Genomic DNA, 26,051 nt, shown 5'->3' on the forward strand with positions numbered 1-26,051 from the left:
GGCGGCATTCGCCTCAGCGCGAAAGGCTCGCCGCGCCTCGCCGGGGAGATATCCACGATGGGTCCAGAACGGCGGCCACGATCGCCTCGACCTCGGCCCGCGCGGCCTCCAAACCATGGCCGGTGTCGATGACGAAATCGGCGCGAGCGCGCTTTTCGGCGTCCGGCATCTGGCGCGCCAGGATGGCGTCGAACCGTTCGCGGGTCATGCCGGGACGGGCCAGCACGCGCTCCGCCTGTATCGCCGGATCGGCGGTGACCACCACCACGGCGTCGACAGCCCTGTCTCCACCCGTCTCGAACAGCAGGGGGATGTCCAGAACCGCCAGTTTCACACCCGTCGTGCGCGCCGCCTCCAGATCGGCCGCGCGACCCTGGGCGACCAGGGGGTGCACGATAGCCTCCAGACGACGGAACGCCGTGTCGTCTTTCCCGAGCGCCTCGGCCAGACGCGTGCGATCGACCGCGCCGTCCACGACGACGCCGGGAAAGGCTTCGCCCACCGGACCGACCGCCGCACCGCCGGGCGCGTAGAGGCGGTGGACCGCGTCGTCGGCGTTCCAGACGACGGCCCCCAAATCGGCGAACATGGCCGTCGTCGTCGACTTACCCATGCCGATGGAGCCGGTGAGACCGAGCAGGATCATGCCGCCTCGCCTAGATGCGTCATCAACAGGGCGCGAAGATCGAGAGGCGGCGGCGGGCGGCGGAACAGGGCTTCGAACGACGGCGCCGCCTGGCCGATCAACATGGCCAATCCATCCACCGTCGGCAGGCCGCGTTCGCGCGCCGCCTTCAGGAACGTCGTGGCCAGCGGCTTGTACGTCATGTCCATCATCACCGTGCCGGACGCGATCTGGTCGAAGTCGATGCTGGGCGCAACGCTGAGCGCATTGATGACCAGAACCGCGCCGTCGAAGGCGTTCTCGGCCGCCATGACCCGAACCGAGGGTCCAAGATCAACGGCCAAAGCCTCAGCGCGTTCGAGCGAACGGTTGACGATGCGCACCTCGGCGCCGGCCTCGACCAGGGCGCCGGACCCTGCGCGGGCCGCGCCGCCGGCGCCCAGCATCACCACCGGCCGCCCGGCCACGTCGAGTTCCGACGCCTGTTCCTTCAGGCCGCGCATCAGGCCGATCCCGTCGGAACTGTCGGCCAGCACCCGCCCGTTTTCGAACTGCAGGATATTGGCCGACGACGTCAGCCGCGCCGCCGCCGTCGCCTGATCCGCCAGGGCGAAGGCCTGTTCCTTGAACGGGGCGGTGACGTTCAGCCCCATGATCAGACCCGCACGCCCCGCCGCGACCAGCGCCTCGAAACCGGCCGCATCGGCAGGGGCGAAGGGGACATAGGCGCCGTCGATCCCGCCGGCCGCCAGCCAGGCGTTGTGGATGACCGGGCTGAGCGAATGAGCGACCGGGTTTCCGGCGATCCCGGCGACCATGGCCGCCCCGGTTATGCGGTGCGTGCTCATGCCGCGATCACCCCCGCCCGACGCAGCTCTTTCAACACCGGCCAGAGCGGCAGGCCCAGCACCGTGAAATAGTCGCCGTCCACCGCCTCGAACAGCTGCGAGCCCAGCCCCTCGAGCCGATAGGAGCCGACGCAGGACAGCAGGGCCTCGCCCTCGGCCGCCAGATAGGCGTCGAGGAAGGCGTCCGAGAAATCGCGCATCCGCATCTGAACCGTATCGACGCCGGACCAGACGATCTGGCCCTTGGTCGCCAATGCTGCGCCGGAATGCAGCTGGTGCGACTTGCCACGCATCGCTTTCAGCCGCTCGCGCGCCGCGTCCAGAGACCTGGCCTTGGAAACCAAGCCGCCGTCAAAGGCCAGGGTCTGATCCGAGCCCAGCACCCAGGCGGTTTCGTCGTCGCGCGAGACGGCCAGGGCCTTGGCTTCCGCGAGACGAACGGCGAGGGCGGCGGCGTCCAGGTCGGTCGAAACGGCCTTGATGGCGTCCTCGTCCACATCGGCGACGCGCACCTCAAAGGCGACGCCGGCGTTTTCCAGCATGGCGCGGCGGGCCGCGCTCTTGGACGCCAGGATCACGGTTTCGCTCTCAAGCAGCCCGGAGGGCGATAGCGCAACAGAAACACTCATCACCAGGTCGTCCCGATCTTGTGGTTGCGATGCTCGCTCAGAAGATTGGTGATCGCCGCCGCCGTCTCTTCCACCGAGCGGCGGGTCACGTCGATGGTGGGCCAGCCGCGCCGCTCGAAGGCCCGCCGGGCCTTGATCGTCTCGTCGCGCACAGCGTCTTGATCGGTGTAGTTCGACGACTGGCTGGCGTTCAGATTGTCGATGCGGTTGCGCCGGATCTGAACCAGCCGATCGGGCGACACGGTCAGGCCGATCACCAAGGGGTTCTTCAGCTTGGTCAGCCGCTCGCCGTCCTCCTGGCCCGGCACCAGGGGCACGTTGGCCGCCCGGATGCCCCGGTGGGCCAGATAGATGCAGGTCGGCGTCTTGGACGTCCGGCTGACCCCGCACAGGACGACGTCGGCGCCCTCCAGCTGATCCAGCGACCCCTGGCCGTCATCGTAGGCCATGGCGAAGTCCAGCGCCGCGATCCGGTTGAAATAGTCGTGGTCCAGCGCGTGCTGGGCGCCCACGCGGGTGGACAGGGCTGCGCCGAGATAGCGCGACATGGCGCCGACCAAGGGATCCAGCGCCCCAATCTGGGGCATGTCCAGACGACGACAGCCTTCTTCCAATTGCTCGCGCAGATCGCGGTCCACCAGGGTATGGAGAACGACGCCCGGCGCGGATTCAACCTCCTGCAGCACCCGCTCCATCTGCTTTGCCGATCGCACCAGGGAATAGATGTGCTCGATCGGAATGACGCCGTCGAAACGCGCGGTCACCGCCTTGGCCATGGCGTTCAAGGTCTCGCCGGTGGAGTCCGACACCAGGTGAACGTGGAAATAGGTGGCCAGACGGGCCGGTCCCGAGGGTCTCGCAGGGCTCATGAGACTGTCTGTCTCCCTGTTGAAAGTTGGGGGACGGCGTTGGACCGTCGGGGCGCCGTTTTTCTTAGCCGCTGATCGATCCGCCCGCGAGCGGGGATGATGGTGGATCGCGTCAGCCGTCCGCGGCCGGATCATCCCAAGGCGGGAAACCGAATTTCCAACCGCTGTGGAAAATCCTAATGAAAGGTTAACGGTGCTTAACCGCGTTCACAGCCGGAAGTCCCCGCGAACCCTTGCCCGTTAAGGTTTCGTTAGGGATTGTCCACCGGCGGGATGGGCCGTTTCGACATCCCCGTTAACGATATGACGGGCGTGGATATCCGCTTTTGTTCCGCCGCCGCCGATCGAGTCATCCCCGCCATTCCACCGCCCTACCTGCCACTTCGAATCTTTTAATTCTTAATCTGATTAGGGATTGAGAGCGGGGGGCTGTGACCTTAATCCTCCGGAATGACCGATCAGACCCAGACTGCCGATCCGACACCCCCGGTTCTCCGGGCTCTCCGCGGGGAGACGTTGGAGCGTCCGCCGGTGTGGTTCATGCGCCAGGCCGGTCGTTATCTGCCGGAGTATCGCAAGCTGAGGGCCGAGGCGCCCGACTTCATCGCCTTCTGTCTGAACCCCGAAATGGCCGCCGAGGCGACGCTTCAGCCCATGCGCCGGTTCGGCTTCGATGCGGCCATCGTCTTCGCCGATATTCTGCTGATCCCGCGCGCCCTGGGCCAGGACGTCTGGTTCGAAACGGGGGAGGGGCCGCGTCTGGGCGAAATGCCGATCCCGGGTCGGATGGCCGAACTGGCCCCGGCGGCGGGCGAGCATCTGTCGGCGGTGGGCGAGACCCTGTCGATCGTGCGCGCGGCTCTGGAGCCTGAACGGGCCCTGATCGGCTTCGCCGGCGCGCCCTGGACCGTGGCGACCTATATGCTGGACGGCCAGGCGCGCACCATCGGCAAGGGCGAGCGCGCTCAGGCCCGCACCTACGCCTATGCCGATCCCGAGCGTGTCGACGAGACGCTGGAGGTCCTGGTCGAGGCCACGGCCCGATATCTGAAGATGCAGGCCGACGCCGGCGCCCAGGTTCTGAAGATCTTCGAGAGCTGGGCCGAGGGCTTGCCTGACGACCTGTTCGAAAGACTGGTCCTGAAGCCCCACCAGGCGCTGGTGAAGCGCACTCGGGAGCTGGGGGTCACCGTACCGCTCATCGGCTTTCCACGGGGTTCTGCGGCGCTTGCAGAGCGATATGCCCAAGAGGTCGAGGTCGACGCCGTCGCCCTGGACACCGCCTGCCCGCTCGAGGTCGGCAAACGGGTGCAGCAGATCAAGCCGATCCAGGGGGCGCTCGACCCGCTGTTGCTGCGCGCCGGTGGCGATCTGCTGGACCGACGTGTCGATCAACTGATGGAGGCTTGGGGGCAGGGGCCCTGGCTGTTCAACCTAGGCCACGGCATCCTGCCGGACGTGCCGATCGACCATGTCGAACAGGTTCTGAGACGGATCGGCGCCCAATGAGCGATGCGAACCCCGGCCGCCGCATTGCGGTGGTGCTGTTCAATCTGGGCGGGCCGGACGATCAGGCTTCGGTCAAGCCGTTCCTGTTCAACCTGTTCAACGACCCGGCCATCATCGGCCTTCCGGGGATCTTGCGCACGCCTCTGGCCAAGCTGATCTCCAGCCGGCGCGAAACCAGCGCCCAGGCCAACTACGCCCTGATGGGCGGGGGATCGCCGTTGCTGCTTGAGACCCGTCGTCAGGCCGAGGCCTTGCAGGCGATACTTGGCGCGCGGCTGGGCTGTGATGAGGTCAAGGTCTTTATCGCCATGCGCTACTGGCATCCGTTGACCGAGGAGACGGCGGCCGAGGTCGCCGCCTTCGGACCCGACGAGCTTGTCCTGCTGCCGCTCTATCCGCAGTTTTCGACCACGACGACGGAATCGTCGCTGAAGGCTTGGAACGCCGCCTATGCCGGGCCGGGCGTCAGCCGTGCCGTCTGCTGCTATCCGGCCGCGACAGGCTGGGTTGAGGCCCAGGCCCAGGCGATCGGCGAGAAGCTGGACGAGGCGGTAGGTCAGCCGGTGCGGGTGCTGTTCTCCGCCCACGGCATCCCCGAGAAGCTGGTGACCGGCAAGGGGGATCCCTACCAGGAGCAGATCGAGACGACGGTCGCCGCCGTGGTCGCCGCCATCGAGGCGCAGCGCGGGCCGATCGACCACGCCATCTGCTACCAAAGCCGGGTCGGGCCGATGAAATGGCTTGGCCCGTCAACGCCCGAAGCCATTGAAACGGCGGCCAAAGACGGCGTCGGCGTGGTCGTTACGCCCATCGCCTTCGTCTCGGAACATATCGAGACTCTGGTCGAGCTCGATATCGAATACGGCGAACTGGCCTACGAAAAAGGGGCCAGTCCCTATTTGCGGGCTCCGGCGGTCGGGATCGCGCCGCTGTTCATCGACACCTTGGCCGACGCGGCGGTGGGCGCACTGTCCCACAGGGGCGTCGCGCCGTTTGGTCAGGGGTGCAAGGCGGACTGGGAGGCCTGTCCGCATCGCAAGGCAAGGCAGGCGGCATGAACACCTACGATCTCGCACGCGGGCTGCACATTCTGGCGGTGATCGCCTGGATGGCGGGACTGCTGTTCCTGCCTCGGCTCTACGCCTATGACGCCGAGCAGAATGCCAAGCCCGAACCGCTGAGAAGCGAAATGCAGGATCTACTGCGCCTGTGGCAGACGCGGCTGCTGCGCATTATTCTGAACCCGGCGATGATCCTGGCCTGGGTGTTCGGTCTGTGGCTGATCCACATCGACGTCTCGGCGCGCGGCGCCGCCTTCCTGGGCGAGCCGTGGATGATCGCCAAGCTGACTGGCGTCTTCCTGCTCAGCGGCTGGCATGGATTTCTGGCGGCCCAAAGGAAGAAAATCGCGGCCGGCACGTCGAAATATTCCGGCAAGTTCTGGCGTATGACGAACGAAGTGCCCTTCGTTCTGGCCCTCGTCATGGTGCTGTCGGTGACGACGGAGTGGACGTTCCGGTAAGCGGCTCCGCTTGACCTCGTCCGCCGCCTGTGGTTCCGCTGGCGGCGAACCGTTCGGCGTCCCGCGTCGGCGGTCCCTCTCTTTCGTGACGCCTGCAGGCCTTGGAGCCAGCGGGAGCCCGTCGCACCTCCCTTCGGCCTTCCGGCCAGACATTTTCAGAGACCCGCGCCGCAGCCGTCTGGCCGCGTGCGCCCGCGAGCCTGCATCATGACCGACGTCCGCGACCCCAATACCGACACCCCCGAGAACGAAGGCGTGGAGGTTGAAGCCCCCACCCATCACGGCGCTGCGCATGAAGCGGGCGAGGCGGCGGGCGCCGATTCCGGCGTGGATACGACAGCGGACGATGAAGAGGACGGCGAGCCCGTCGTCGCCAACGGCCGCATCACGCTCGCCGAACTGAACGAGAAGACCCCGGCCGACCTGGTCGCCTTCGCCGAACAGCTGGAGGTCGAGAACGCCTCGAACCTGCGCAAACAGGATTTGCTGTTCGCCATCCTGAAGGCTTTGGCTGACGAAGAAGTCGAGATCATCGCCGATGGCGTGCTGGAAATCCTGCCGGACGGCTTTGGCTTCCTGCGCAGCTCAGACGCCAACTATCTGCCGGGGCCGGACGACGTCTATGTCTCGCCCTCGCAGATCCGCCGCTTCGGCCTGCGTTCGGGCGACACCGTCCATGGGGCCGTGCGGGCGCCGCGCGAAGGCGAACGCTACTTCGCCCTGCTCAAGGTCGACACGATCAATCTGGAAGATCCTGAAGCGGTCAAGACCAAGGTCCTGTTCGACAACCTGACGCCGCTCTATCCCGAAGAGCGACTGCACATGGAGATCCAGGATCCGACGTTGAAGGATCGCTCGGGCCGGGTCATCGATATCGTCGCGCCGCTGGGCAAGGGCCAACGCTGCCTGATCGTGGCGCCGCCCCGCGTCGGTAAGACAGTGATGCTGCAGAACATCGCCAAGTCGATCGAGCGGAACCACCCGGAGGTCTTCCTGATCGTCCTGCTCATCGACGAACGCCCCGAAGAAGTGACGGACATGCAGCGCACGGTGAAGGGCGAGGTCGTCGCCTCGACCTTCGACGAGCCCGCCACCCGCCACGTCGCTGTCGCCGAAATGGTGATCGAAAAGGCCAAGCGTTTGGTCGAACACAAGAAGGACGTGGTGATCCTGCTGGACTCCATCACGCGCCTGGGCCGAGCGTACAACGCCACCGTCCCCTCGTCGGGCAAGGTGCTGACGGGCGGTGTGGACGCCAACGCCCTGCAACGGCCTAAGCGCTTCTTCGGCGCCGCGCGTAATGTGGAGCAGGGCGGTTCGCTGACCATCATCGCCACGGCCCTGATCGACACCGGCAGCCGGATGGACGAGGTGATCTTCGAAGAGTTCAAAGGCACCGGCAACTCGGAAATCGTGTTGGACCGCAAGGTCGCAGACAAGCGCATCTTCCCCGCCATTGACGTGCTGAAGTCCGGCACCCGCAAGGAAGACCTGATCACGCCGAAGGATCAGTTGGCCAAGACCTACGTCCTGCGCCGCATCCTGAATCCGATGGGTCCGCAGGACGCGATCGAGTTCCTGCTCGACAAACTGCGTCAGTCGAAGAACAACTCTGACTTCTTCCAGTCGATGAACACCTGATCGGTCATCCTCAAGCAGCCCCGCGCCGCGCGCGTGGCGTTAGGGTAGAAATGGCGTTTCACGTGAAACAGGAGACCGTGCTATGAAGGTCAATGTGGAAGTTGATTGCACGCCGGCTGAGGCGCGTGCCTTTCTCGGCCTGCCCGACGTAACCCCGCTGAACGACGCCATGGTCGCGGAGATGCAGAAGCGGATGGAGACCAATGTCGCCGCCATGCAGCCCGAGGAACTGATGAAGACCTGGACCAGCTTCGGGCTTCAGGCTCAGGACCAATTCCGTCGCCTGATGGAAGCGGCGGTGAAGTGAGCATGCGCTCGCTTCGGAGCCGCTCGGTCTGAGTTGATGATCGACACCATCTTCGCCTTGGCGACGCCGGCCGGCCGAGGGGCCATTGCGGTTCTCCGTTTGTCGGGCCCCGGCGTCGAAGCTGCGTTGACGGCGCTGGGCGCAACCCGTTTGAAACCGCGTGTGGCGTCGGTGCGCGATCTAAGCCATGCCGGCGATCATATCGATCAGGCGTTGGTGCTGCGTTTTGCGGCGCCCAACAGCTATACGGGCGAGGACGCCGCCGAACTGCATCTGCATGGTGGTCGTGCGGTCGTCGAGGCCGCCAGCCGCGCCTTGATCGCATTGGGCCTGCGCCCGGCGGACCCCGGCGAGTTCACACGCCGCGCGTTCCAGAACGGCCGCATGGATCTGGCGCAGGCCGAGGCGGTCGCCGATCTGATAGACGCGGAAACCACCGCCCAGGCCAAACAGGCCTTGGGGCAGTTGGACGGCAAGCTCAGCGAGACCTACGCCGGTTTCCGCCGTGATCTTCTTCACGCCTTGGCTCTGGTCGAGGCCGAGATCGATTTCCCCGATGAAGAGGTGCCGGACAATCTGGCCCGTACGGCAGGGCCGGTGCTTGAAAGACTTGGCGCCGACCTGAGACGCGCGGTCGATACGGGGCGGCGTGGCGAACGGGTGAGGGACGGCTATCGCATCGTCTTCATCGGCGAGACGAACGCCGGCAAGTCTTCGCTGTTCAATGCGCTGGTTGCGCGTGAAGCGGCCATCGTGACGCCGATCCCCGGCACCACGCGCGATGTGCTGGATGCGGATCTGGTGATCGGCGGCTATGCCGTGACTTTGTCGGATACGGCCGGCTTGAGAGACAGCGATGACCCGGTCGAAGCCGAGGGCGTGCGTCGCGCCCGGGTGCGGGCCGAACAAGCCGACCTGCGTCTGTGGGTCCGCGCGCCTGGCGACCCGGCCGGGGTGGCTGCGAACTACGTCAAGGATGGCGATCTGATCGTGGCGACGAAGTCCGACCTTGGCACCCGTTCAGCAGGGCAGGGTGCTCTTGAGACGTTAGCGGTTAGCACCGCGACAGGCGAAGGCCTGATCGCGCTTCGCGACTGGATTGCTGCCCGGCTTGCGAGAGATCTTTCCGGCGCCGACTTTCCTGCCGTGACGCAGGAGCGCCATCGACTGCGCTTGCTGGAGGCGTTGGAAAGCGTCGATGCGGCGCGCGGGGCGCTCGATGTGGCGCCGGAAATGGCAGGCGATGACTTGAGGCGTGCTGCCGATGCTCTGGCCCGCGTCACCGGCGCGATCGGTGTCGAGGACATTCTGGGCGAAGTCTTTTCGACCTTTTGCATCGGAAAATAGGTCTAGCCATATCAGCGTTTCACGTGAAACGGAGATGAGTTGCAGCCCGACGGAACTTTCGCGCCTCTGGCGATAACACCCATTTTGCCCTATGTGGCGGCAATGATTTCTCCTCCTGATCTCCTCTTCGACGTCGTCGTCATCGGTGGAGGCCATGCCGGCTGCGAAGCGGCGGCTGCCTCGGCACGGGCCGGCGCCCGAACTGTTTTGTTGACTCAGCAGCTGGAGACGATCGGCGAGATGTCGTGCAACCCGGCCATTGGCGGGCTGGGCAAGGGTCATTTGGTTCGCGAGATCGACGCCATGGACGGCGTCATGGGGCGGCTGGCCGATGTTTCCGGCATCCAGTTCCGCCTTTTGAACCGATCCAAGGGCGCGGCGGTTCGGGGTCCGCGCAGCCAGATCGACCGTCGCCTCTATCGCGAGGCCATGCAGGCCGAACTGAAGGGCACGCCCAACCTGACCCTGATGGCGAGAACGGCCGAGCGGCTTGTCGTTGAAGGTGACCGTGTGGTCGGCGTCGTGACCGGTGCGGGAGAGACGGTTCGCGCTGGGGCGGTTGTCCTGACGACCGGCACCTTCTTGAACGGGGTCATCCATCGCGGCGACGAGCGCATCCCGGCGGGGCGGCATGGTGAGGAGCCTTCGACGGGTCTGGCCGCCGATCTTCATGCGGCTGACCTGATGATGGGACGACTGAAGACAGGCACGCCCGCACGTCTGGATGGGCGGACGATCGCCTGGGACCGTCTGGAAATGCAGCAGGCGGACGAGGCGCCGTCGGCCTTCTCCTTTCTGACAGACCGGATCGACGTACCCCAGATCGCCTGTGGCGTGACCCACACGACCGGGGAGACCCATCGGATCATCGCTGAGAATCTTGGCGAGAGCGCCGTCTATGGCGGCAAGCTGTCGGGCCGGGGGCCGCGGTATTGTCCGTCGATTGAGGACAAGGTCGTTCGATTCGCTGACAAGACGAGCCATCAGATTTTTCTGGAGCCGGAAGGCTTGGACGATCCCACAGTCTATCCAAATGGGATTTCGACCTCGGTATCGGAGCCGACGCAGCTCGCTTTCTTGCGCACTATTCCGGGGTTGGAAGGGGTTGAGGTCTTCCGATACGGCTACGCCATCGAATACGACTACGTCGATCCGCGCGAGCTGACGGCGGCGCTCGAGGTCAAGAAGCGCCCCGGGCTGTATTTGGCCGGACAGATTAACGGCACCACGGGTTATGAGGAGGCTGCGGCTCAGGGGCTGATGGCGGGATTGAACGCCGCGCGGTCGGCAACGGGTCAGGAGCCCGTGATCCTGGGGCGTGATCAGGCCTATATCGGCGTTATGATCGACGATCTGGTGACGCGCGGTGTGACCGAACCGTACCGGATGTTCACCAGCCGAGCGGAGTATCGGCTGACCCTGCGAGCCGATAACGCCGACCTCCGGCTCACGCCCCTCGCGATCAAGCTGGCCATCGTCGGCGAAGAACGGCGCGTTCGTTTTGAATCCAAGGCTTCGGCGCTTGCAGTAGCGAGCTCTGTTTCACGTGAAACACTATTCACGCCCAATGAAGCCGGTGCGCTTGGCATTTCAGTCAATGCTGACGGTCGTCGGCGGTCGATGCGCGAGCTGCTGGCCTTCCCCGATGTGACTTTGGATCAGTTCGTTTCGGTAGTGCCCATCATCGCCGATTGGACCGACGACGTTCGCGAGCAGGTTCAAATCGACGCTGCCTACGCCAACTACTTGGATCGACAGTCGCAGGATGCGGACGCACTGAATGCGGAGGAGGGGCTGATGCTTCCGACCGATCTCGACTACGGCGCCGTCGGCGGTTTGTCGAATGAGGCGAAGGAGAAGCTGACTCGCGTGCAGCCTCGCACCTTGGGCCAGGCCGGACGGATCGAGGGTATGACGCCCGGCGCATTGACGGCGCTGTTGGCCTATGTGAAGCGCGCGCCCAAGGCGTCGGTCGTGGCCTGATGTTGGAGGCCGAACAACAAGCATTCCGTGCACGCGCCAATGCGTCGTCGGAACAGATCGCCGACCTCGAAGCCTTTCGACTGCGATTGGTCGAGGCCAATGCGGTGATGAATCTGGTGGGCCCGGACAGTCTGCCGGACTTTTGGAACCGCCATGTCTGGGACAGTGCTCAACTGCTCGATCTGGCGCCAGAAGCGCGCACTTGGGCGGATCTTGGGGCGGGGGCCGGCTTTCCCGGATTGGTGCTTGCCATTATGTTAAAGGCCCAGGCCGGTGCGCATGTCTGGCTGATCGATAGCTTGGCCAAGCGCTGCCGATTCCTGCAGGAGATGGTTGATGCATTCTCCTTGCCGGCGACGGTCATCGTCGGTCGGGCTGAGGCGCAGTCGGTGACGTGTGACATCGTCACCGCCCGCGCCGTCGCACCGATGGAGAAACTGCTGGGTTATGCACAGCCCTACTTCCAAAGGGGTGCACAAGGTCTGTTCCTGAAGGGGGAGCGTGCCGAATCCGAGTTGATCGAAGCGCGCAAATCCTGGCATTTCGAGGCTGAACTGGCCCCGTCGCAAAGCGACGTGCGCGGCCGCATCGTGACAATCCGGAGCCTCCGCCGTGCCCGCTCAACGCGCTAGAAAGCCCGCCCGCGTCCTCGCTGTTTCCAATCAAAAGGGCGGGGTAGGCAAGACGACGACAGCCATCAACCTCGGCACCGCATTGGCCGCCATCGGGGAGCGCGTGCTGATCGTGGATATGGACCCGCAGGGCAATGCCTCAACGGGCCTGGGTGTTCCACGTGAAACACGGCGCGTCACCATTTATGATGTCGTCGTGGACCAGCGCTCCATCGCCGATGCCTCGGTGCAGACGACGGTGCCGGGTTTGTGGATCGTGCCTGCCGATGCTGACATGTCGGGCGTGGAGATCGAGCTCAGCCAGGCGGATCGCCGGTCCTATCGCCTGCGGGACGCCCTGCGCGCACACGACGACGGCCCTACCGCGTATGACTATGTGCTGATCGACTGCCCGCCGTCGCTGAACCTGTTGACGCTGAACGCGATGGCGGCGGCGGACGCTGTGCTGGTGCCGCTGCAATGCGAGTTCTTCGCCCTAGAAGGCCTTAGCCAGCTGATGCGCACCATCGATATGGTCAAGCACAGCCTCAATCCATCGCTAGAAATCCAGGGTCTGGTTCTGACGATGTTCGATCGTCGCAGCGCCCTGTCGGGTCAGGTGGCCAACGACGTGCGCGCTCACTTCGGCGACAAGGTCTATGAGAGCGTCATCCCGCGTAACGTTCGCGTCGCCGAGGCGCCGTCGTTCGGCAAGCCTGCGCTGATCTATGACCTGAAGTGCGCTGGCAGCCAGGCCTATCTGCGGCTGGCCAAGGAAGTGGTGAAGCGCGAACGCCAGCGGCTGAAGCTGGCCGCCTGAGTTTTAATAGAACGGAACAGTATCTTGGCTGAACGACAAAGAGGTCTGGGCCGCGGCCTGTCGGCGTTGATGGGACAGGACGCCGAGGCGCCGGTCGCATCCGACGCGCCCGTGCCCGCCGGCGTGCAACGCGTGCCGATCGAAAGCCTGAAGCCCAATCCGGACCAGCCGCGCAAAACCTTCCGCCAAGAGGATCTGGAGGAACTGACCGCCTCGATCCGCGACAAGGGGGTGCTGCAGCCGATCTTGGTGCGGACCCAACCGGGTGAGGACGGCGTCTGGCAGATCATCGCCGGCGAACGCCGCTGGCGCGCGTCGCAGGCGGCGCGCCTGACCGAGGTGCCGATCGTGGTCCACGAGATGGACGACGTCGAGGTCTTCGAAGTCGCCATCGTCGAGAACGTCCAGCGCGCGGACCTGAATCCTCTGGAAGAGGCCGAGGCTTACCGCGTTCTGATGGAGCGCTTCGGGCGGACGCAGGATGCGGTGGCGGGCGTGGTCGGCAAGAGCCGCAGTCACGTGGCCAACACCATGCGCCTGCTGCAACTGCCTGAGCGGGTGCTGTTCTATGTGCGCGAAGGCAAGCTGTCCGCGGGTCACGCGCGCGCGCTGATCAATACTCCTGATCCGGGCCAGTTGGCGGATATCGCCTTCGTGGACGGGCTTAGCGTCCGTGAGACCGAGGCCCTAGCGCGCCGTGCGGTTGAGGGGCCGAAGCCGACGAAGGCCAAGTCGGCGCCGGCGGCCGCAGGCGGGGAGGGGGCGGCCGATGTCGCCGCCCTGCAGCAGGACCTGGCCGATGCGCTGGGCCTGAAGGTGCAGTTGTCGGACAAGGGCGGAAAGGGCGAACTGACGATCGGCTACGGCTCGCTGGAGCAGCTCGACGACCTGTGCCGCCGTTTGATGCGCGGTTGAGCGAGGACTGTGCTAGAGTGTCGATATGACTGAAGACACGACACCCACCGCCGCCGACAAGCTGAAACAGGCGCTCGCCGCCAAGAAGGCCAAGGCGGGTCATGGGTTCAACGCCCAACCGGGCGCCAAGGCCGAAGAGAAGGCTGTGTCGGCGCGCAATGTCGCCATGGCCCAGCCCGCCTTCCGCAAGGCGTCAAAGCGCGGCTAGGGCTACAGCCCCAGCCGTCTGGCGCGACCTGCGATTTCCAGCAGCAGGCGTTCGGCGATCAGTTGGTCCGGCATTCCGGTCGTCTTGGTGGCGATATCGGCCGTGTTGATGCTGTCCAAGACCTCGTCCAGGGCTTCGAGCCGCCAGGACCGCGCCTGACGCAGCATTTCCGCCTCCTGTTTCCAGAAGACGCCGGCGGCCTTGGCGGCCTCCTTGGCGTTTGCGCCATTGGCTTGCAAGATGTTGATCCGGCGTAACTTTCCGAGATGGATGGCGGCGGAGCGAACGGCGAGCACCGACGATTCCCCCTCGGCGAAGGCGCGCCTGAGCCCCGCCTGCGCCGGACCGGGACGCGCGCCGAAGGCCTGGAGCGCCGCATCTGATAGGGAGGCGTCCGGCTCAACGCCGAGATGATGCTCCAGCGCGTCCATATCCAGCGTCTTGCCGGAGCCGGGGCCGATGAAAAGAGCCAGGCGCTCGATCTCTTGCCGCATCAGCCCACGCTCGCGCGGCAGGCGCGCGACAAAACGGTCCAGGGCGTCGGACGTCAGGCCCACCTTGTCGGCAGCCAGGGCCTCTCGGACCATGCGGGCGACATCACCGGTCTCGTCCTCATAGCAGACGATGCCGACCGCGCCGTTTTCCTTCTCGGCCGCCTTTCTGAGCGCGGATTCGCGGCCCAGCTGGTCGGCCTCGACCACCATCATGGCGTCGGGATTGTAGCCGCCGTCGGCGTGGATCTTCAGCGCGGCGGCGACAGCCTTGTCCACGCCGGGCTTTAGCGTCGACAGACGGATGCGCACCAGACGGCGGCCGCCCATCAGGGACATGGCCGTCAGCGCCTCTTCCAGCTTCGTTTCGTCGCCATCGATGTCGCTGTCGGTCAAGACGGTGACGTTGAAGGGGTCGTTCAGGTCGGGCGTGACCGTCTTGCACAGCACCTCGGCCCGCTCGGCGACGCCGGACCGGTCCTTGCCGTGGATCACCGCCGCCCGGATCGCCGGATCGGGCGCCTTCAGAAAGCGATCGATCTCGGGGCGTTTGGCCAGGATCACGGGTTCGACAGCGCCTGCATCAGATCCAATCGGATCAGGCGAGCCAGTTCGGCCGCGGCGCGCTCCTCGCCATCCTGCTGGGCGGCGATGGCGGCATAGGGCTGGTCGGCGGTGGCGTAGGTCGTGGTGACCGTTTCCGTGCCGCTGACAGGCGTGCCCCCGGCGGCCGGGGTCAGGGTCCAGGTCGCCTTGACTGTCAGTTCATAGCGGGTGGCGGTGTCGTCGATGCGGCGACCTAGCGAGCGGCGGTTCTGCTGGACCTCGGTCGTCAGGCGATACAGCGGCGTCGCGCGGCGATCCCAGGCGAGCACGTCCTCCAGCTGCTCGCGCAGGCGATAGCCAAGGCGGTCATCCTGGGTCGTGACGGCGATCCGGCGCAGGGACGAACCCACGGCCGGCTCGGCGTACATGGGCGTGAAGCCGCAGGCGGAAACCGCCAGAGACGCGAGAACCGCGAGAGCCGCCGCGATACGCATCAGCCGGCCACCAGATTGACGATGCGGTCCTTGACCACGACGATCTTCTTCACGCTCAGACCCTCCAGCCGCGCCTTGACCGTTTCGTCGGCCAGGACCAGCGCTTCGACCTCGGACGGCTCCATGCCGCGCGGCACGCGGATTTCCGCGCGACGCTTGCCGTTGATCTGGATGGGCAGGACCACCTCGTCGTCGGCCGCGAGCGCAGCGTCCCACACGGGCCACGGCGCGTCCAGAACCATCCCGTCCTCACCCAGGCGCGTCCAGGCTTCTTCGGCTAGGTGCGGGGTGAAGGGGGCGATCAGACGGGCCAGCGCCGAAAGGGCCTGACGCTTGGCGCCGCCGCCGGCTTGGGCATTGTCGCGGATGGTGGCGACGAAGGCATAGAGCTTGGCTATGGACGAGTTGAAGCGGAAGCCTTCGACCCCTTCGGACACGGCCTTGATGGCCTTGTGCGTTTCGCGCAGCAGGTCGGCGTTGGCCTTGTCCTCGCCGGCGAAGGCGGGATCGTACGCATCGAACAGGGTCCAGGCGCGCTGGACGAAGCGGCTGGCGCCCTCGACGCCGCCGGGCGTCCATTGCACGTCCCGCTCGGGCGGGCTGTCGGACAGGACGAACAGGCGGCCTGCGTCCACGCCGTGGCTTTCCAGGATTTCGGCCGGAGCGACGACGTTCTTCTTGGACTTGGACATCTTTTCGATGTCGCCGATGACCAGGGTCTCGCCGGTCGAAAGCTGGCGGGCGGAACGCACGCCGTTGTCGTTCTTGAGCTCCACGTCAGTCGGCTCGACCCAGGCGCCGTCGGCGCGGCGATAGGTCTCGTGGACGACCATGCCTTGGGTGAACAGGCCGGCGAACGGCTCCTTCACCGACAGCATGCCGGCGTCAGACAGGGCGCGGGTGATGAAGCGGGCGTAAAGCAGGTGCAGGACCGCGTGCTCGACCCCGCCGATATATTGATCGACAGCCAGCCAGCGGTCGGCGGCGGCCTTGTCGATCGGCGCCTCGGCCGTCGGATCGGTGAACCGAGCGAAATACCAGCTGGAATCGACGAAGGTGTCGAGCGTGTCGCTCTCGCGCGTCGCCTCCGCGCCGCACGACGGGCATTTGACGTGCTTCCAGGTCGCGTGACGCGCCAACGGGTTGCCGGGCACGTCGAAGGTCACATCATCAGGCAGGACGACCGGTAACTGATCGGCGGGAACCTCGACGACGCCGCAGGATGGGCAGTGGATGATCGGAATCGGGCAACCCCAATACCGCTGGCGCGAAACGCCCCAGTCGCGCAGGCGATAGATGGTCTCGGCGCGGCCCTGGCCGGCGGCCTCGACCTTGGCGATCGCGGCGGCCTTGGCGGCCTCGACGTCCATGCCGTTCAGGAAGTCAGAGTTGAAGATGCGGCCGGGGCCGACATAGGCCTCGGTTCCGATCTCGACCGTCTCGGCGCCGTCGGGTTTGACCACCGGCGTCACCGGCAGATCGTATTTGCGGGCGAAGTCGAGGTCGCGCTGGTCGTGGGCCGGGCAGCCGAAGATCGCGCCCGAACCATAGGTCGACAGCACGAAGTTGGCGGCCCAGACGGGCAGGGTCTTGTCCGGATCGAAGGGGTGGCGGACGCGAACACCCAGATCCACGCCCAGCTTCTCGGCCTTTTCGATTTCGGCTTCGCTGGTGCCGGTCTGAGCACAGGCCTTGATGAAGTCCGCCACGTCCGGCCGATGCTCGGCGATGGCCTTGGTCAGAGGATGGTCGGGTGCCAGAGCCAGGAAGCTGGCGCCGAACAGGGTGTCGGGGCGGGTGGTGTAGACCTCGATCGGATCGCGGGCGTGATTGGGTTCGCCCTCGGGGGAGGCGGGCAGGAAGGCCGGCGCCTCGGCGATGTCCCACCACAGGGTCGCGCCCTTAGACTTGCCGATCCAGTTCTCCTGCATCAGCCGGACCTTTTCGGGCCAGCGGTCCAGGGCCTTCAGGCCGTCGATCAGGTCGTCCGCATAGTCGGTGATGCGCAGGAACCACTGGTTCAGTTTGCGCTTCTCGACCAAGGCGCCCGAGCGCCAGCCGCGTCCATCGATCACCTGTTCGTTGGCCAGGACCGTGTTGTCGACAGGATCCCAGTTGACCACCGCATCCTTGCGATAGACCAGACCGCGCCGATACAGCTCAAGGAACCAGGCCTGCTGCTTGCCGTAGTATTCCGGGTCGCAGGTGGCGAACTCGCGCGACCAGTCCAGCGACAGGCCCAGCAGCTTCAGTTGCTCGCGCATGTTCGCGATGTTGGAATAGGTCCAGCCTTTCGGGTGGATGCCACGCTCCATGGCCGCATTCTCGGCCGGCATGCCGAAGGCGTCCCAGCCCATCGGGTGCAGAACGTCGAACCCTTGCGCGCGCTTGGACCGAGCCACCACGTCGCCCATCACATAGTTGCGGGCGTGACCCATGTGGATGTTGCCCGACGGATAGGGGAACATCTCGAGCACATAGTATTTCGGCCGGCCGGTGTCCTTCGTGACAAAGGCGGAAGCCTCGGCCCATCGGGCCTGCTGGCGGGGTTCGGCGGTCTTCGGTTCGTAACGGGCCACGGTCGTCCTGAAAGTCGAAAGGGCGCTGACGCCCTCCCGGCTCAACTAGCCCGAAGGACGACAGCGCCCAAGAAGTAATGCGTCCTACAAACTCTTGGACGCGTCGCGCTCAAGCAGCCCGAAGGGCGGTAGCGCCTACAAATTAAGCGAGCGCTTGCTTTAGCGAGCGTTCGACAGGTTCAGCTGGCGCGCCTTGGTCAGGATGGCGTTTTCCAGATCGGCCTCGGTCTGGGCGGCGACCGGGGCGGCGGTCCACTGACCATCGGCGCCCTTCACTTCCTTGGTCACCGTGACGTTCAGCGCGTCGGCGCGCAGACGGGTGTCCAGGATGAAGACGGTCGTCTTGAAGCGCTCGTTCGGCGTCTGGGGGTTGATGTACCAGTCATAGTTGATGACGCCGCCCCACGGATCGGCGGTCAGCAGCGGCATGAAGCTGAGGGTGTCGAGCGAGGCGCGCCACAGGAAGGCGTTGACGCCGATGCCCTGTTGCACGTTCGTCTTGGGCGCAGACTTCTTGCCGCCGACGAAGGGAATGCTCGAGCAGGCCGACAGGGACGCGCCCAGGGCCACACCCGAGACCAGCACGACCGCGACGTTCCGAACCAGGGCCTTGTTGAGGCTCATCAAGAGAAGTCTCCGTAAACTCAGGGACGTGAGAGCCCTCGCCCGCACGCGCGCACGGCATGAAGAATGCCGACTGCCAGGCTCTATAACACGGCGAAAAGGGGCGATGACAAGGCGAAGTCGGTTCGCTTCGCATGGCGCGTCGCGGTGTTTTGTGAAGAGCAACTGAGATTTCGCCGGAATCCGCCTGAATCCCGTGACGCTTGAGACACATACGCCGACAACAATGCGCGGGAACCTTGTTATCGCCGGCTCATTGCGTTGACCGCGCAGACACCCGGTGTCTAATCGCGGGGCTCACGACCATATAAGGTCGGTTCAGGGTTGAAACGTCGCCTCATGGCGGGGTTCGAAGGATTTGGTATGCGGTTTGGTGGTTTCCTGGCTGTGATGATGGCGACGACGGCGATGGCCGCGTCGACGTCGGCGCTCGCCCAAAGCACGTCCGCCGTTTCCCTTTCGGAGGCCCAGGCGGCGCAGCGCAATGCGCCGGCGCCGCAGCGTCGCGGCCTGCGCCTGAATGATCGTGGCCGGTGGGGGCTGGATTTCAACCTGAACCAGCCGGTGGGTCGCGAAACCGACTGGGGTGATGTCGAGGCCGGCGCCTATTATCGTCTGAACGACCGTCTGCGTGTGGGCGCCGCCGCCGCCGTCAGCACGCCGGAAGCCGATCCGGCCCGTGCGCCCGAAACCAATGGCCGGGCCCAGCCCCGCGTCCGTCTGGAAACCATCTTCAAGTTCTGATTTCGATCGGTCAGCGAAACGCCGACCGAATCGCATTCACCGCCGCCAGGCCGCAGGCGCCTGTGTGTGCGAGCGTTGCGGCGTTTTCTGGCGTGACGCCGCCCAGTGCATAAATGGGCAGGCGGGCGGCTTTCACATGCTGTTCGAATGCCACGACGCCCAAGGCGGGTTTACCGGCCGACGCACCGCCCGCCGGAAACACCGGCGACAGGATCAGGGCGTTCAGGTCTTCGGGTGCGGGAGAAGATCCATGCCAGGCCGCCGTCAGAAACCAGTCTGGTCGGTCCGATCGAATGCGCGCCGCCTGGTCCGCGGCCCGTTCGGGCAGGTGCAGCCCGTCGGCGTCGATAGCCTCGGCCAGATCGAAGTCCAGCCCAACCAACAGCTTCACGTCCCGACCGGCCGTCGCTTCACGCACCCGATGCCCCGTCTCGACGGCGTTGGAGGAGCCAAAGGCGCGATAGACCACCGCTGAGCCGGCGGGAAGGCGCGCCGCCGTCTCCCACGGTCGGGGCGTGCGATCGGGGTCGGTGAAGAACAGCATCGGCGGCAAGGCTGCGGCGGCCGGGCTGACAGCGGCGGCGGCGCGGTTTAGAGCGGTCGCGGCGTTCCAGAGCGCGCGCGCATCGTCGCTGTAACCGGCCGGCAAGATCATGACCTCTTCTTCCTCCGCTTTTTCCGCCCCGTCCATCGCCGAAAGGGTCGCCGAGGTGCGGGGGCGCATCGACGCCGCCTGCCATGCGGCCGGTCGGGATCCAGCGGACGTGACCCTGACCGCCGTCTCCAAAACCCAACCGGCCGAGGCCATCGACGCCATCCTGGCGACGGGTCAGCGGATCTTCGGAGAGAACCGGGTGCAGGAGGCGCAGGGCCGTTGGGCTGATCGTGGCGGGGGCGTAAAGGGTCTGGAACTGCGGCTGATCGGCCCCTTGCAGACCAACAAGGCGGAGGATGCGGTCGCCCTGTTCGACGTGATCGAAACCCTGGACCGGGAAAAACTGGCGCGCGCCCTGGCGCAGGCGGGCGAAAAGCGCGGCCGATCGCCGCGCGTCCTGGTCCAGGTGAACACGGGCGCGGAGCCCCAGAAGGCCGGGGTCCTGCCCGACGCCGCCGACGCCTTGATTGCGGCCGCGCGCGACACCTATGGGCTGACGGTCGAGGGTCTGATGTGCATTCCCCCGGCGGATCAGGACGCAGAGCCGCATTTTCAGATGTTGCGGAAGATGGCCGAACGAAACGGTTTGTCGGTCCTGTCGATGGGCATGAGCGGCGACTACGAGACCGCCATCCGGTGCGGCGCGACGCACGTCAGGGTCGGAACGGCCTTATTCGGGGAACGAAATCGACCCGAAACCCCCTCTAGCTCGTAACCCGATGTGAATATTCGCACCCCAAGCCTTGGCGCGGGGGCCAAGCCTCGCCATTGTCTGTCCCATGCCTACGCCCAAGACCATTCTGATCATCGACGACGACGACGACCTGCGCGAGGCCTTGGCCGAGCAGTTGAACCTGCACGAAGAGTTCAGGACTCAGCAGGCCGCGACCGCGACCGATGGCGTGCGAATGGGGCGCGAGATCCGCGCCGACCTGATCCTGCTGGACGTCGATCTGCCCGACATGGATGGCCGCGAGGCCTGTCGCCTATTGCGCAAGGACGGGGTTTCGACCCCGGTCATCATGCTGACGGCGCAGTCGGCGGACGCCGACGCCATCCTGGGTTTGGACGCCGGGGCCAACGACTATGTGACCAAGCCCTTCCGGTTCGCCGTGCTGCTGGCGCGCATCCGCGCCCATCTGCGCAGCCATGAACAGTCGGAAGACGCGGTCTTCACCATTGGTCCCTACGAGTTCCGGCCCGCCGCCAAGGTGCTGATGGACGCCAGGGGTAAGAAGGTGCGGTTGACCGAGAAGGAAACCAACATTCTGAAATACCTCTATCGCGCCGGGGCCAAGCCGGTGTCGCGCGAAGAGCTGCTGACAGAAGTTTGGGGCTACAACGCCGGGGTCACGACCCATACGCTGGAAACCCATATCTATCGTCTGCGCCAGAAGATCGAGCCGGAGCCGGGTCATGCCCGCCTGTTGCTGACCGATGCGGGCGGATACCGGCTGCAGCCTTAAGGGCTCAGTCGGCCGTCTTTGGGCGGATCGTGAACAGCGGCAGGAAGATGTGCACCAGCGGGCCGATGGTCAGGGCGTAGAGCACCGTGCCCAAGCCGACCGAGCCGCCCAACAGCCAGCCGACGGCGATAACGGTCAGTTCGATGGCCGTCCGCACCCATTTCACCGGCCAGCCTGTGCGCGCGACAATGCCGGTCATCAGGCCGTCGCGCGGGCCGGGGCCGAGGCCTGCGCCGATATAGGCGCCACTGGCAACGCCGTTCAGGACGATGCCGGCGATCAGCAGGCCGGCCCGGAGCGGTAGGCCCAGGTCGGACGGGATCCAGTCCAGGCCGAAATTGGCGACCGTTCCGATGACCAGCACATTGGCGACGGTCCCGATCCCCGGCTTCTGGCGCAGGGGAATCCATAGCAGCAGCACGGCCATACCGATCAGATTGACCACCAGGCCGAAGCTGACTCCGGCGGGTTTCGCGAACCGCTCGAACACGCCTTGGTTTAGCACGTCCCACGGATCGAGCCCCAGATCGGCGCGGACGATCAGGGCGATGGACAGGCCGTAAAGGACGAGGCCGATGAACAGCTGGATCAGACGACGGGTCATAAACAGACGAAATGCCTGAAACTGGCTATCGAAAACAGGGCCAGTTATGGCATTCTGGCGTGATGTTGTCGCGATCGATCGGTCTTGTTTCCCTGACGCGCCATCTCGGCGCCTGGCGGTCGCCGGGTGCTGGCGCAGCCTATCGGCAGCTGGCAGGTGCAGTACGGCTTCTGATTCTGGATGGCCGACTGCCCTTAGCGGCGCGGTTGCCCGGCGAACGTGAACTGGCCCAGGCGCTGGGCCTGAGCCGAACGACCGTCTCGGCCGCCTACGGACGCCTGCGGGATGACGGGTTTCTCACTGGCGGGCAGGGCGCCGCCGCACGTACAAGCCTGCCGGCCGGACCGGCGCCGCGTCATGAGGCGACGCAAACAGGAAAGCCCGGCCTGATCGACCTGACCGCCGCCGTCCTGCCGGCCGATCCCAACGTGCATGCAGCCTATGTGCGGGCGCTAGAGCGATTGCCGGCGAACCTGCCGGGACATGGTTATGAGACGGCGGGGCTGGAGGCGCTGCGTGAGGCGGTGGCGGCCGGATACCGACGGCGCGGCCTGGCGACCTCTTCGGGTCAGATTCTGATCACGCATGGCGCGCACAACGGACTGGTTCATCTTCTGCGCCTGACGGCGCGCCCCGGCGCCCCAGTGGTGTTTGACCATCCCACCTATCCGCAGGCGATCGACGCCATCCTGGCTGCGGGCGGTCGCGCCGTACCCGTCGCCTTGCCGGACGGCGAGGGCGAGGAGGGTTGGGATGTCGAGGGTCTGATTGCGGCCTGCCGCAGCAGCAACGCGGCGATGGCCTATCTGGTGCTGGACCACAACAATCCGACCGGGCGGATGATGCGGGCAGCGGACCGGACGCGCTTGCTGGCGGGGCTGAAGGGGTCGGAGACCCTGCTCGTGCTGGACGAGACCCTGGTCGAACTGACCTTGAGCGGACCGCCGGCGCTCAGCGCCTCGGCCGTGGATGCGCCGCGGATGGTCAGGCTGGGATCGATGTCCAAAAGCGTCTGGGGCGGTTTGCGGATCGGTTGGATCCGCGCGGACCGGGCGGTGATCCAGCGCCTGGCCCAAAGTCGCGCCAGCTTCGATCTGGGTGTTCCGATCCTGGAGCAGCTGGCGGCGGTCGAACTTTTGAACGACGGCGGCAAGGCCCTGGCGGCGCGCCGACCTCTCCTGCGCGCCCGGCGGGATCATCTGCGGACGCGGCTCGCTGAAAAACTGCCTGAGTGGGTCTGTCCCCGCCCGGCCGGGGGATTGTCCCTGTGGGCGCGGCTGCCCGGGCCGATCAGTTCCGCCCTCACGATCGCGGCCGAAACCGAAGGCCTGCGCCTCGCCACCGGTCCGCGCTTCGGTGTGGACGGCGCGTTCGAACGCCGGCTGCGCCTGCCCTACACCTTGCCGGAAGATCAGTTGGACGAGGCGGTGATTCGGCTCTTGCGCGCCGCCAGGAAGGTCGGCCGGGGGCGAAAGGCGCCGGGGTCTGTCAAGCCGGTCGCCGTCTATTGAGGATCAGACGTCAAGATCGACCGTCACCGGCGCGTGGTCGCTGGGACGATCCCATTCGCGGACGTCGTCGTGGATGCGGGCGGTGTCCTTGACCACGGCGGGGGTCAGGCCGGGCGAGGTCCAGATGTGGTCCAGGCGCAGACCGCGATTCGATTTCCGGAAGTCGGCGGCACGATAGCTCCACCAACTGGCCAGTTTCTGGGGCTCGGGGAAGCGGTCGCGCAGCACATCGGCGAAACCGCCCGTGGCCTGAAGCCGGTTCAGGGTGTCGACCTCGATCGGCGTGTGGCTGACGATCTTGGACATGTAGCGGTGGTTCCAGACATCGCCTTCACCGGGCGCGATATTGAAATCGCCGGCCATGACCAGAGGGCGAGACTTGTCCTGCTTGGCCACGATGGCGGTCAGCTGTTCATAGAAGTCCATCTTGTGATCGAACTTGGGGTTCAGCGCCCGATCGGGAATGTCGCCGCCGGCGGGGATATAGAAGTTCTGCACGTCGATGCCGGACACGCGGGCCGAAACGCAGCGCGCATGACCCAGTTTGCAGACCTGGAAGGTATCGCTGTCCTCAAGCGGTAGGCGGCTGGCGATGGCGACGCCGTGCCAGCCCTTCTGGCCCGCCACGCGAAGGTGGGGCATGCCCATGTCCTCGAAGGCGCCGCGCGGGAACTGGTCCGTGGTGCATTTGATCTCCTGAAGCATCAGGACATCGGGCGCGCGTTCGGCGACGAAGCGGGCCACCTGATCGATGCGCAGGCGGACGGAGTTGATGTTCCAGGTGGCGAGGCGAAGGGTCATGCCCCCGTCTAGCAGGCGCGCCGCGTAAAAAAAGCCCGGCCGCGACGGGCCGGGCTCTGGGAGGTTCGTCTCTCTCGCCGCCGGGGAGGGGGATATTCCAGGGCGGTAGAACGGCCGCCGCCGTTCCTGTGCTCAAAGTGTCACTAACGATTATAAAAGTCAAATCGCCATAATTACCCGCTTGCGCGTGCTGAATATGAAACAGTCCGGCCGCGGATCAGTCTCGCGGCGTTTGCGCCTGCGGCGCCGTCGCCCATTCGCCGCGCCAGTCGTAGCTGAGCGTTACGCAGTGGCGATAGGCGCCGTCCGACCACCGACCCACCGCCTGCATCGTCAGGGGACGGGGCGCACGGACGCGACCCATGATCAGCCAGACCTCGTCGGCGCCGGGACACAGGGCGCGCGACAGGCCGCGGCCGTCGCCGTCCTGATCGATGGCATAGATGTCATTTTCCTCGGCGCCCTGCGGCAGGACGCGTCGCGCGGCGTCCGGTCCGCCGCGCGTGAAGCCTGCCGTGCCGCGCGCGGTGGTGGAGAACAGACGCTCGACCTGCACCGCCCCGAACAGACCGCGCCGCACCTGCAAGGTCACGCCCTTGGTCAGCGCCTGGGTGATCAGGTCCGATGCATTATAGGCCAGATAGCGGGTGTCCGCATGGGCGGGCGCCGCCGCCGAACAGACGGCGATCAGGGCAAGAGCGGTGGCGGTGATCCGGCGCATACGTTTCTCTTCCTCAGGTTTTGCGGCGAGAACGGGGCCTGATCCGATCAGTGCTCGCCGAGGCAGCGCAGCGCGACCTCGAGATTGCGCAGGCCGTCTTCGCCGGTGACCGCCGGCGTTTCGTCGGTCGTGATGGCCCGGGCGAAGGCCTCCAGCTCCTTCTTAAGCGGTTCGGCCGGCCAGCTGTTCAGCATCCGGGTCGAATAGGAGCCGTCCGGCTGCTGGCCGAAATACTCGGTGACCTGGCGCGTGATCAGATCGGCGACGATGAATTTGGTCTTGGTCGCGACCTGCAGCGTGCGGGTCTTGTAGGGGGTGACCCAGTTGGTGGTGATATGGGCGATCACCCCGCTGTCCAGGCGGAACTGAAGCAGGGCCGTATCTTCCCGGTCGGCGCGCGTGCGGGCCAGTTGCGGCTGCACCTCGACGATCTCGGAGCCCGTCAGGTGGCGGATGATGTCGATGTCGTGCACGGCCAGGTCGATGACCACGCCGACCTCGCCCATGCGGGGCGGGAAGGGACCAACCCGGGTGATCTGGATCGAGATGATGTCGTCGTCAGTCACGGCGCGCTTGACGGTTTCGACTGCGGGATTGAAGCGCTCGACCTGACCGACCATCAGAACGCGGTCATTGGCCTTGGCTGCATCGATCATGCGTTGGGCGTCGGCGACGCTGGCGGCGATCGGTTTTTCGACCAGGACGTGGACGCCCTTTTCCAACAGGGCGACGCCGATTTCGGCGTGGAACCGGTTGGGCGTGGCGACGATGGCGGCGTCCAGACCGGCGGCGACGAAGGCCTGGGCAGTCGTGACGGGCGATGCGCCATAGGCGGCGGCGACGCCCTCGGCCGTCACCGCATCGGGGTCGAAGACGGTGGTCAGGTCGAACTCGCGCATCTCGGAGGCGACGCGCGCATGGTTGCGGCCCATGACGCCGACGCCGGCGACGCCGATCTTGAGGGCGGGAGTGTTCGGCATC

Annotated in this window: 28 protein-coding genes; 15 read left to right on the plus strand and 13 right to left on the minus strand. The window is 65.9% G+C overall.

The window, feature by feature from the left end:
- Window positions 1-13: 13 nt before the first annotated feature.
- The 4 genes from coaE to HNP47_RS13855 are packed head-to-tail and all read right to left on the minus strand — an operon-like array spanning window position 14 to window position 2,971.
- On the minus strand, window positions 14-646 hold the full coding sequence (gene coaE / locus HNP47_RS13840; RefSeq protein ID WP_184279978.1) for a dephospho-CoA kinase: 633 nt from the start codon (window positions 644-646) through the stop codon (window positions 14-16).
- Window positions 643-1,473, minus strand: coding sequence for a shikimate dehydrogenase (locus HNP47_RS13845; protein ID WP_184279979.1), 831 nt, complete (start codon window positions 1,471-1,473; stop codon window positions 643-645). Before HNP47_RS13845 ends, coaE begins: the two co-directional genes overlap by 4 nt.
- Entirely contained in the window at window positions 1,470-2,102 is a 633-nt protein-coding gene (locus tag HNP47_RS13850) for a nucleoside triphosphate pyrophosphatase (RefSeq protein WP_184279980.1), read from the minus strand. The genes HNP47_RS13845 and HNP47_RS13850 overlap by 4 nt, the downstream gene beginning before the upstream one ends.
- Window positions 2,102-2,971 carry a pyruvate, water dikinase regulatory protein gene (locus HNP47_RS13855; RefSeq protein WP_055809600.1) on the minus strand — a complete coding sequence of 290 codons (870 nt, stop codon included), beginning with the start codon at window positions 2,969-2,971 and terminating at the stop codon, window positions 2,102-2,104. Before HNP47_RS13855 ends, HNP47_RS13850 begins: the two co-directional genes overlap by 1 nt.
- 450 nt (window positions 2,972-3,421) lie before the next feature.
- Between HNP47_RS13855 and hemE the strand changes: the two genes are divergently transcribed.
- The 11 genes from hemE (at window position 3,422) to HNP47_RS13910 (ending at window position 13,834) form a co-directional block, all read left to right on the plus strand.
- Window positions 3,422-4,480 carry a uroporphyrinogen decarboxylase gene (gene hemE, locus HNP47_RS13860; protein WP_184279981.1) on the plus strand — a complete coding sequence of 353 codons (1,059 nt, stop codon included), beginning with the start codon at window positions 3,422-3,424 and terminating at the stop codon, window positions 4,478-4,480.
- Window positions 4,477-5,538, plus strand: coding sequence for a ferrochelatase (hemH, locus tag HNP47_RS13865; protein WP_184279982.1), 1,062 nt, complete (start codon window positions 4,477-4,479; stop codon window positions 5,536-5,538). Before hemE ends, hemH begins: the two co-directional genes overlap by 4 nt.
- Window positions 5,535-6,002, plus strand: coding sequence for a CopD family protein (locus tag HNP47_RS13870; RefSeq protein ID WP_184279983.1), 468 nt, complete (start codon window positions 5,535-5,537; stop codon window positions 6,000-6,002). The genes hemH and HNP47_RS13870 overlap by 4 nt, the downstream gene beginning before the upstream one ends.
- Window positions 6,003-6,209: 207 nt before the next feature.
- Window positions 6,210-7,643 (plus strand): transcription termination factor Rho, encoded by a 1,434-nt coding sequence (gene rho / locus HNP47_RS13875; RefSeq protein WP_184279984.1) that lies wholly within the window; start codon window positions 6,210-6,212, stop codon window positions 7,641-7,643.
- A gap of 82 nt (window positions 7,644-7,725) precedes the next feature.
- Window positions 7,726-7,950, plus strand: coding sequence for a DUF6489 family protein (locus HNP47_RS13880; protein WP_184279985.1), 225 nt, complete (start codon window positions 7,726-7,728; stop codon window positions 7,948-7,950).
- A gap of 36 nt (window positions 7,951-7,986) precedes the next feature.
- Window positions 7,987-9,297, plus strand: coding sequence for a tRNA uridine-5-carboxymethylaminomethyl(34) synthesis GTPase MnmE (mnmE, locus tag HNP47_RS13885; protein ID WP_184279986.1), 1,311 nt, complete (start codon window positions 7,987-7,989; stop codon window positions 9,295-9,297).
- A 102-nt stretch (window positions 9,298-9,399) separates the two neighbouring features.
- Entirely contained in the window at window positions 9,400-11,280 is a 1,881-nt protein-coding gene (gene mnmG / locus HNP47_RS13890) for a tRNA uridine-5-carboxymethylaminomethyl(34) synthesis enzyme MnmG (RefSeq protein ID WP_184279987.1), read from the plus strand.
- Entirely contained in the window at window positions 11,280-11,912 is a 633-nt protein-coding gene (gene rsmG / locus HNP47_RS13895; RefSeq protein WP_184279988.1) for a 16S rRNA (guanine(527)-N(7))-methyltransferase RsmG, read from the plus strand. The genes mnmG and rsmG overlap by 1 nt, the downstream gene beginning before the upstream one ends.
- Window positions 11,893-12,711, plus strand: coding sequence for a ParA family protein (locus tag HNP47_RS13900; RefSeq protein WP_039246649.1), 819 nt, complete (start codon window positions 11,893-11,895; stop codon window positions 12,709-12,711). The genes rsmG and HNP47_RS13900 overlap by 20 nt, the downstream gene beginning before the upstream one ends.
- 24 nt (window positions 12,712-12,735) lie before the next feature.
- Window positions 12,736-13,626, plus strand: a complete 891-nt coding sequence (locus tag HNP47_RS13905; protein WP_184279989.1) for a ParB/RepB/Spo0J family partition protein — start codon at window positions 12,736-12,738, stop codon at window positions 13,624-13,626.
- A 25-nt stretch (window positions 13,627-13,651) separates the two neighbouring features.
- A complete protein-coding gene (locus tag HNP47_RS13910) occupies window positions 13,652-13,834 on the plus strand; it encodes a hypothetical protein (protein WP_055755069.1) in 183 nt (60 codons plus the stop codon).
- Window positions 13,835-13,836: 2 nt separating this feature from the next.
- On the opposite strand, the gene holA is transcribed toward HNP47_RS13910, so the two are convergent.
- From holA to HNP47_RS13930, 4 genes are all read right to left on the minus strand, one after another.
- Window positions 13,837-14,889, minus strand: coding sequence for a DNA polymerase III subunit delta (gene holA, locus HNP47_RS13915; RefSeq protein WP_184279990.1), 1,053 nt, complete (start codon window positions 14,887-14,889; stop codon window positions 13,837-13,839).
- Window positions 14,886-15,365 carry an LPS assembly lipoprotein LptE gene (lptE, locus tag HNP47_RS13920; protein ID WP_184279991.1) on the minus strand — a complete coding sequence of 160 codons (480 nt, stop codon included), beginning with the start codon at window positions 15,363-15,365 and terminating at the stop codon, window positions 14,886-14,888. The genes holA and lptE overlap by 4 nt, the downstream gene beginning before the upstream one ends.
- Window positions 15,365-17,944 (minus strand): leucine--tRNA ligase, encoded by a 2,580-nt coding sequence (leuS, locus tag HNP47_RS13925; RefSeq protein WP_184279992.1) that lies wholly within the window; start codon window positions 17,942-17,944, stop codon window positions 15,365-15,367. Before leuS ends, lptE begins: the two co-directional genes overlap by 1 nt.
- 159 nt (window positions 17,945-18,103) lie before the next feature.
- The gene (locus tag HNP47_RS13930; protein ID WP_184279993.1) at window positions 18,104-18,568 is read right to left on the minus strand and encodes a DUF3576 domain-containing protein; all 465 of its coding nucleotides are present in this window, start codon (window positions 18,566-18,568) and stop codon (window positions 18,104-18,106) included.
- 363 nt (window positions 18,569-18,931) lie between these two features.
- Here HNP47_RS13930 and HNP47_RS13935 point away from each other — a divergent pair, with 363 nt between their 5' ends.
- Complete coding sequence (locus HNP47_RS13935; protein ID WP_039246640.1) at window positions 18,932-19,312, plus strand: NtrZ family periplasmic regulatory protein; 381 nt, start codon at window positions 18,932-18,934, stop codon at window positions 19,310-19,312.
- A 10-nt stretch (window positions 19,313-19,322) separates the two neighbouring features.
- Here the strand turns inward: HNP47_RS13935 and HNP47_RS13940 are convergent, their stop codons facing one another.
- Window positions 19,323-19,967 (minus strand): thiamine phosphate synthase, encoded by a 645-nt coding sequence (locus HNP47_RS13940; RefSeq protein WP_221415125.1) that lies wholly within the window; start codon window positions 19,965-19,967, stop codon window positions 19,323-19,325.
- Between HNP47_RS13940 and HNP47_RS13945 the strand changes: the two genes are divergently transcribed.
- Both HNP47_RS13945 and HNP47_RS13950 read left to right on the plus strand, forming a co-directional pair.
- The gene (locus HNP47_RS13945; RefSeq protein WP_184279995.1) at window positions 19,966-20,682 is read left to right on the plus strand and encodes a YggS family pyridoxal phosphate-dependent enzyme; all 717 of its coding nucleotides are present in this window, start codon (window positions 19,966-19,968) and stop codon (window positions 20,680-20,682) included. The two genes, HNP47_RS13940 and HNP47_RS13945, sit on opposite strands and share 2 nt — an antisense overlap.
- A 64-nt stretch (window positions 20,683-20,746) precedes the next feature.
- Window positions 20,747-21,433 carry a response regulator transcription factor gene (locus HNP47_RS13950; protein WP_184279996.1) on the plus strand — a complete coding sequence of 229 codons (687 nt, stop codon included), beginning with the start codon at window positions 20,747-20,749 and terminating at the stop codon, window positions 21,431-21,433.
- 4 nt (window positions 21,434-21,437) lie between these two features.
- On the opposite strand, the gene HNP47_RS13955 is transcribed toward HNP47_RS13950, so the two are convergent.
- On the minus strand, window positions 21,438-22,037 hold the full coding sequence (locus HNP47_RS13955) for a YitT family protein (protein WP_221415126.1): 600 nt from the start codon (window positions 22,035-22,037) through the stop codon (window positions 21,438-21,440).
- Between the two features lie 62 nt (window positions 22,038-22,099).
- Here HNP47_RS13955 and HNP47_RS13960 point away from each other — a divergent pair, with 62 nt between their 5' ends.
- Entirely contained in the window at window positions 22,100-23,548 is a 1,449-nt protein-coding gene (locus HNP47_RS13960; protein ID WP_184279997.1) for a PLP-dependent aminotransferase family protein, read from the plus strand.
- Between the two features lie 3 nt (window positions 23,549-23,551).
- On the opposite strand, the gene HNP47_RS13965 is transcribed toward HNP47_RS13960, so the two are convergent.
- From HNP47_RS13965 to HNP47_RS13975, 3 genes are all read right to left on the minus strand, one after another.
- Entirely contained in the window at window positions 23,552-24,349 is a 798-nt protein-coding gene (locus HNP47_RS13965; protein ID WP_184279998.1) for an exodeoxyribonuclease III, read from the minus strand.
- A gap of 217 nt (window positions 24,350-24,566) precedes the next feature.
- Window positions 24,567-25,070 (minus strand): hypothetical protein, encoded by a 504-nt coding sequence (locus HNP47_RS13970; protein ID WP_184279999.1) that lies wholly within the window; start codon window positions 25,068-25,070, stop codon window positions 24,567-24,569.
- 47 nt (window positions 25,071-25,117) lie between these two features.
- The gene (locus HNP47_RS13975) at window positions 25,118-26,050 is read right to left on the minus strand and encodes a Gfo/Idh/MocA family protein (protein WP_184280000.1); all 933 of its coding nucleotides are present in this window, start codon (window positions 26,048-26,050) and stop codon (window positions 25,118-25,120) included.
- Window position 26,051 lies beyond the last annotated feature (1 nt).

Origin of the sequence: Brevundimonas vesicularis (genome assembly GCF_014204545.1) — a bacterium.
Taxonomy (GTDB): Bacteria; Pseudomonadota; Alphaproteobacteria; order Caulobacterales; family Caulobacteraceae; genus Brevundimonas; species Brevundimonas vesicularis_B.